Source organism: Phocaeicola sp. (assembly GCF_048170425.1).
Taxonomy (GTDB): domain Bacteria; phylum Bacteroidota; class Bacteroidia; order Bacteroidales; family Bacteroidaceae; genus Phocaeicola.
In genome coordinates this window covers 1-6,533 of the sequence record NZ_DBEXBB010000337.1, presented here as the reverse complement: position 1 = coordinate 6,533, position 6,533 = coordinate 1, and the positions used below count along the sequence as shown (strand labels likewise).

Here is a 6,533-nt window from a genome sequence, read left to right as displayed (position 1 = left end):
TAGTCGGAGTATTTCCCCCGTTTTGGCTGCCAAACCTTATTTTCGGGGGAATACCTAAAGATACAAAAAAGCCAACTAATTCGCAATACTTTTTGTATGAATTAGTTGGCTAATTTTATACTATTTACTGAGTGTCCCTATATAGGAAAAGGAAGTTGTGCCCTGTGAGGGCGTGACTTCCTTTTTCCCTTATTTAGTTTTAGTTGCGGTAAATTTTCTTTTTCTTGATAAAGAACATCCACCGCAGGAAAGAAGCGGTGAAGGTATGGCTGAAAGAATTTATTTCATCGGTACGTTCGTCAATGTCATCCAACAGCCTTTCTGCATCTTTCTCGGAAAGCATACCGTTGTTGATAAGCTGTTTTACGGTGCGGCGTTCATTGCTCAGCAGCATGCGGATGGACTTGACGGTCAGTGCATGGCCGTATGCTTTGGGGAAACTGCTGGCCAGGTTATTGATAAAAGTACTCATGCGGCTGATATTGTCGTTAATTTCTTCCCGCAGTACTTCCAGTACGGTGTCTTGTTCATCTGTAACCCATTCCGAAGATTTCAGGTCGTCCAGCAGTTTCAGGCTTTCTTTCTGAAGGATGATAAATCCACGTCCTAAGTCATACACTACAGTGATGCGTTCACGGAAATAGAACGTCATCCAGTTCTGCAAGTAGGGAATACCTTGCAGGCTGTGCAACAGGTTCGTACGCTGGCAGAACTTGAAGATGGAAGTACGTATGTTCAGCGGATAATTTCCATCGTGATCATATAGTTCGTCTAGTGAATTCATTAGTCTCAGGAATACAGGTTTGGAAATAACTCCTTCTTCGTAGATTTCCCGGCATATTGCTTTTTCTTTGTCTAGTACACGCAGTCGGATTTCTGGCAGTAGGGCTTTATTTTGTGGGTTTTGGGCTGGTTCTTGCGGTTGCACAGTCATATAGCTTTCTACCTTGTACCAGTTAGCTCCTTCCAGAGTTTCTCTTTTTTTCAGACTCTCCAAGTATTTTTCTGAGTTTTCGCGTATTGATTTTTCAATACGATATTCCAGCATGGTGCGTGCGGATGGCACGTGGGTGAGTCCTAACCGATTCAGCAGTCCACGCATGGTGGTAGCATTGATGCATAATGTTAGAGTAACGATGCCTGCAGTGAAAAACAGTATTTGACTGCGAATATCTTCCGGAATAGCGGGAGTGTAAGATACCATTAGAGCCAGTGTCATAGCTAGGGCACCGCGCAATCCTCCCCAGGTAAGGATGACCGATTCACGTTTGCTCAGTCCGTATCCTAGCCGTTTCATGACGGGGTATAGCAGCATGATCATGGTAAAGCGGATAAGGTTGAGAGCAATATAGATAAGTACCAATATACCCAATGCGCTCCAAGAGAAGTCTACTTTTTCGGCAATGACAATTCCTACCAATATAAAAATTAAGGTATTGGCAATGTAGGTCAGCAGTTCCCAGAAATGCTCCATGAATGCATTCACCTGCGGTTTCAACCGGGGTTTTCCTACGTAAGTGACGGTCAGTCCGAAAGCCACGAGGGCAATCACTCCCGATACGCCAAGATAATATTGGGAGAGAATGAAGGTGAGGTAGGCCGCTAAGATGATGACACTGTTCTGTACCATCTCTTCCGAGTTGATGCGCGTGATGAACCAGATGACAATCCGTGCCAACAGAAATCCTAACAGGGTACTGATACCTACTTCACGGATAAATGTGATGACAGGAGAGGCGTGACTGGTTTCTCCGGCGGCGTATGCTCCGAAGAAAAGCATAAAGCAGACGATGCCCGTACCGTCGTTCAGCAGGGATTCCGCATCGACAAGGGTAGAGAAGCGTTTGCTGGTTTTCAACTCGTGCAGCAGAGCTACTACGGCTACCGGGTCGGTGGCACTGATCAAGGCTCCGAACATCAGTGCAAATGCCCATGTCCACGATTCAAAACCGGGAATGAAGGTCGCTACTCCCATCATGAGGGCTCCCGTGAGCAACATGCATATGATGAGTCCCGGTGCCGCCAATAAGGTGGCATTGGCCAATGTCTTCTTGAAAATGTGCAAGTTGAGTTCGTAGGCTGCATCGAATATCAGGATGGGCAGAAAAAGATAAAGAATCAGGTCGGGATTGATGTTGGCGACGGAACTGACTGCATCATGCAGTTCCGGCAGCGATTGAAAGACTCCCGTACGGTTCATGACTCCTAAAATGATTCCGATGGCAAACAGACCTACCGTGTAAGGCAGTCGGCTGTGCTTGAGCAAGGATTTCAGTATTGCTCCAATGATGAGCCCTCCGATGGTTAGTAGCAGAGGGGCAAGAAATGTGTATTCCTCCATGGTTTGATGTCAGATAAAAAATGAGCATTTGAATATTTAACAAAGTTAAAAAATCAAATGCTCATATACAAGGGGATTTTTACTTATTTCTTTTTCTCACTTGCGATTTCTTGAGCCACTTTCCGTGCGGTGGCACGGTCGGGTTTTCCGGTTTCAGTTCGTGGAAGATGCCGGACGAAGAAGGTCTGTTTCGGTCGCCAGTAGGCCGGAAGCTGGTCGTAAGCCTGTGCTGACAGAGGGGGCATGTCGGTATTTTTTTCGCTTTCCAGCAACAGGACGATGCGTTCTCCAAATTTCGAGTCGGGCACGGCAGTCACCATGAAAGGAACCGACAGCGTGGTTTTCAGTGCATTTTCCACCTGCTCAATCTGTACCTTCACTCCTCCGGTGTTGATGGTGTTGTCTTTTCGTCCTAAAATATAGAACTGTCCCTGGGCATTGAACTCACAGATGTCGTTTGTGGTCAGTTTCTCCGCACAAACGGCAGGTGCTTCAATGGTCAGGGTACTTTCCGGAGAGAGTGAAACCCTGACTCCCTGGAAGGGGGTGTACCAATCGGAGGCATCCGGCCCGTTCAGTCGTCGCAGGGCGATGTGCGAAAGGGTTTCGGTCATGCCGTAGGTACTCCATACGGCATGGGGAAATGAAGCTAATTCCGTGGCTAATGTGCTGTCTATTGCCCCACCTCCGATAATGAGATGGCGTATTTGTTGCAGACATTTCTTTTCGGCAGATACTTGTAGCGAGTTGTATACCTGCATGGGTATCATGGCGGCAAACTCAGGAGTAGTATTTATCTCTGCCAGCGGATGTCCGCAGGGAGTAACTGGTAACAAGTTCAGGCCGGCTACTAACGCGCGGACGACCACCATTTTTCCGGCAATGTATTTCAGGGGCATGCAAAGCAAGGCGGTGTCTCCTTGTTTCAAACCTAAAAAACTGACTGTTAGTATGGCACTTCGCATCATGCGCTGTTTCTCTACACGGAGCGGTTTGGGTGTTCCGGTGGAGCCGGAGGTATGTACCAGTACGGTGGTGCTGTCATCAAACCATTCTGCTAAGAAATCGGCAAGCGAAGCCTGAAAGCTGTCAGTTCCATATTCCGCATAGAATAGTCTTTGCAGCAGACTATGTGATTCGCCTTCGGGTATCCGGGCTTCGTGAGCGGTGTAGCATTTCCCGTCAATCAAGATGGACTGACGGGTTATTTCTGTAATAAATGGAGTGGCACTCATGTCAGATGGTTTGCAGATAAGTCGGGAAATCGGGTGTCTTTTCTTCAGGGTGGAACCACAGACAGTCACCTTCAATGTGCAACGGGTAGTCAATGTTGTCGGTGAAAAGCATGCCGGTGCCTAAACCCTGAGGCATTTCAGGCTGGAGAGTAGCACACCACTGTGCGATGGCATTGAGCCCGATGTTGGATTCTAAGGCGGAGGTTACCCAATAGCCTATGCCTCTTTCCCGAGCTAATGTAATCCATTCCTTGCTTCCCTGGATACCTCCGTGCAAGGACGGCTTTAAGATGATGTATTGTGGGCGGATGGTATCCAGTAACAGGATTTTCCGTTCCGTTTCATTTACTCCAATCAGTTCTTCATCCAGTGCGATGGGGAAAGGCGAAACGGCACACAGTTCTTTCATGACTTCCCATTGGCCGGCGCGTACGGGCTGTTCGATGGAGTGCAGCTGAAATTTGTTCAGCTGTGTCAGTTTCCGTAAGGCATCTTCCGGGCTGAAGGCTCCGTTGGCATCCACCCGGAGTTCGATGTCGGCGGCCGAGAAATGGCGACGGATGTGTGCCAGCAGCTCCAGTTCACGTTCAAATTCAATTGCACCGATTTTCACCTTGATGCATCGGAATCCGGCTTTCATCTTTTCTTCTATGCGGCGGTACATTTCATCGAAATTTCCCATCCAGATGAGTCCGTTGATAGGAATGCCTTGTTCACCGCGACTGAAAGGGGTATCCCAGAACTGTAGACTGTTGGCCTGTAGATGGGCAAATGCGGTTTCCAGTCCGAATAATATAGAGGGGTAGGGACGAAGTGTTTCATAATCAATGTAGAAATTTGCGGCTGTTTTCTCACAGATTTCAGCTAACAGGCGAGGGTAATCAGGCAGGTCGTCGCAGCTTAACGCGGGCAGAGGGGCACATTCACCTACGCCATATTGTCCGGTTTCAGTGTCGGTAAGTAGCAGATACCATACCTGCCGGGTGTGATATACCCCGCGTGAGGTACCGGCCGGTTGTTTGAAATGAAGTGTGCGCGGAATGATTTTCAGTGTGTACATATAGGTCTGTTGTGAAGGGAATAAAAGCGGACAGAAAGCGGAAGTGGTTTCTGCTTTCTGTCCGGTAAAAAATGAGATGAGAGAATAATCAGGGGAATTTAGGGTATTTGCTCCAGTCGGGTTTCCGCTTTTCGAGGAAAGCTTTTCCACCTTCTTGTGCTTCTTCTGTCATGTAGTAAAGCATGGTTGCGTCACCTGCGAGTTCCTGGATACCAGCCTGTCCGTCGAGCTCTGCATTGAGTCCGGCTTTAATCATTCGCAAGGCGAGCGGACTGTGCTGCATCATGGTTTCAGCCCACTCTACCACTTCATCTTCCAGCTGGTCGAACGGTACGACTTTGTTGACCAGCCCCATATCCAGTGCTTCCTGGGCAGAATACTGGCGGCAGAGGAACCAGATTTCACGGGCTTTCTTCTGGCCTACGATACGAGCCAGGTAAGAAGAACCGAATCCGGCATCGAAGCTGCCCACGCGAGGTCCTGTCTGACCGAAGATGGCGTTTTCAGAAGCAATGGTGAGGTCGCAGACTACGTGAAGCACGTGTCCGCCACCGATGGCATATCCGTTGACCATGGCAATCACCGGTTTCGGGATGGAACGAATCTGTTTCTGTACGTCGAGCACATTCAGGCGGGGAACTCCGTCGGTACCTACGTATCCGCCGTGGCCTTTCACGTGCATGTCGCCTCCGGAGCAGAAAGCCTTGTCGCCAGCTCCTGTCAGTACGATGACATTGATGTCCTGACACTCGCGGCAGTAATACAGTGCATCACTGATTTCAGTAGTGGTGGTCGGAGTGAACGCATTGCGGTATCTCGGGCGGTTGATGGTAATCTTGGCGATTCCATTATAAAATTCAAAAAGAATATCCTGGTATTCCTTGATGGTTTTCCATTCTCTGGGTTGTGACATATTGCTATTTTTTTAGGTTGTGATAATACGTTTTCAGGTGTTCGATGTCCTTGTCCTTTTCTGTAAATACCTCCATCAGCATAGGCTGTGAGGTGATGGATGGCTGGGTGAATACTTCTACCGCCAGGTCAAGTTCCTCTTCATTGTGGGCGGAAAGGTACTGGAATCCCCGATCTTCTGCCCATGCTTTGGCGGAAGTGCGGTGAGTGGCCGTAATGAAGCGTCGGCTGTTGTCTGCCATCTCCAGTCCCGGAAGCGCGTGGAATATTTCTCCCCCTTCGTTGTTGAGGAGCAGGATGCGTATGTTGCTTCCGTAGTTGGTATTCCAGAGGGCGTTCATGTCATAGAAGAAACTCAGGTCACCGATGAAGATGAAGTTGAGCTTGTCGGATGCCGTAGCGTAGCCGATGGCAGTAGACAAAGAACCTTCGATGCCATTGGTTCCCCGGTTGGATAACACCTCCACGTCGTTCGGTAGAGGGAACAGTTGGGCGTAGCGCACAGTGGAACTGTTGGCCAGGTGAAGGGAACAAGGAGTCGGCAGGTGGTTGATGACTTTCCCGATGGCGCTCATTTCGGAGTAGGGGAATACGGCTTGCGGAATATTCTTCGACAGAGCTTCCCATGTGCGGGGGTATTCCGGTGTACGGCTGTCCATCATCGGGGCAATCTTTTCTAAGAACTCAAATGGATCCATTTCAATCACGGTGGTCAGTGAGCCGAAAAGGTCGGCCACCTGCCCGTCAGTAGCCACGTGCCAGTGTTCTACCGGCGGATGACGGCGAAGGAATTTTTTCAATCGTTTGGAAATGATATGGCCTCCGTAAGTAATCAGTAACTCCGGACGCATCCTCTGTTGGGCTTCAAAATCCATGGAACAGAGCAATGGCTCGATGTTGCGGATAGGCATGCCCGGAATCGTCTGGTTGCTGATATTCTCGGTAAACCAGGCAAAATGCTTGTAGAGCATCTTGGTGTATTTTT

General features: G+C 48.9%; 5 protein-coding genes. All 5 read right to left on the bottom strand.

Annotated elements, in window-relative coordinates; translation table 11 throughout:
• Positions 1–199: 199 nt before the first annotated feature.
• The gene (locus ACMJ0U_RS12765; protein ID WP_417130242.1) at positions 200–2,341 is read right to left on the bottom strand and encodes a cation:proton antiporter; all 2,142 of its coding nucleotides are present in this window, start codon (positions 2,339–2,341) and stop codon (positions 200–202) included.
• A gap of 83 nt (positions 2,342–2,424) precedes the next feature.
• Positions 2,425–3,576, bottom strand: a complete 1,152-nt coding sequence (locus ACMJ0U_RS12760) for an AMP-binding protein (RefSeq protein WP_417130241.1) — start codon at positions 3,574–3,576, stop codon at positions 2,425–2,427.
• Between the two features lies 1 nt (position 3,577).
• Entirely contained in the window at positions 3,578–4,636 is a 1,059-nt protein-coding gene (locus ACMJ0U_RS12755) for an o-succinylbenzoate synthase (RefSeq protein WP_417130240.1), read from the bottom strand.
• Between the two features lie 88 nt (positions 4,637–4,724).
• Positions 4,725–5,549 (bottom strand): 1,4-dihydroxy-2-naphthoyl-CoA synthase, encoded by an 825-nt coding sequence (gene menB, locus ACMJ0U_RS12750; RefSeq protein WP_007561492.1) that lies wholly within the window; start codon positions 5,547–5,549, stop codon positions 4,725–4,727.
• Positions 5,550–5,553: 4 nt separating this feature from the next.
• A partial coding sequence (locus ACMJ0U_RS12745; protein ID WP_417130239.1) for a thiamine pyrophosphate-dependent enzyme occupies positions 5,554–6,533 on the bottom strand: 980 nt, incomplete at its 5' end.

Excerpts from the sequence above, each read along its gene's own strand:
- ACMJ0U_RS12755 (WP_417130240.1), bottom strand. The coding sequence starts at position 4,636 with ATGTACACACTGAAAATCATTCCGCGCACACTTCATTTCAAACAACCG.
- menB (WP_007561492.1), bottom strand. The coding sequence starts at position 5,549 with ATGTCACAACCCAGAGAATGGAAAACCATCAAGGAATACCAGGATATT.
- ACMJ0U_RS12765 (WP_417130242.1), bottom strand. The coding sequence starts at position 2,341 with ATGGAGGAATACACATTTCTTGCCCCTCTGCTACTAACCATCGGAGGG.
- ACMJ0U_RS12760 (WP_417130241.1), bottom strand. The coding sequence starts at position 3,576 with ATGAGTGCCACTCCATTTATTACAGAAATAACCCGTCAGTCCATCTTG.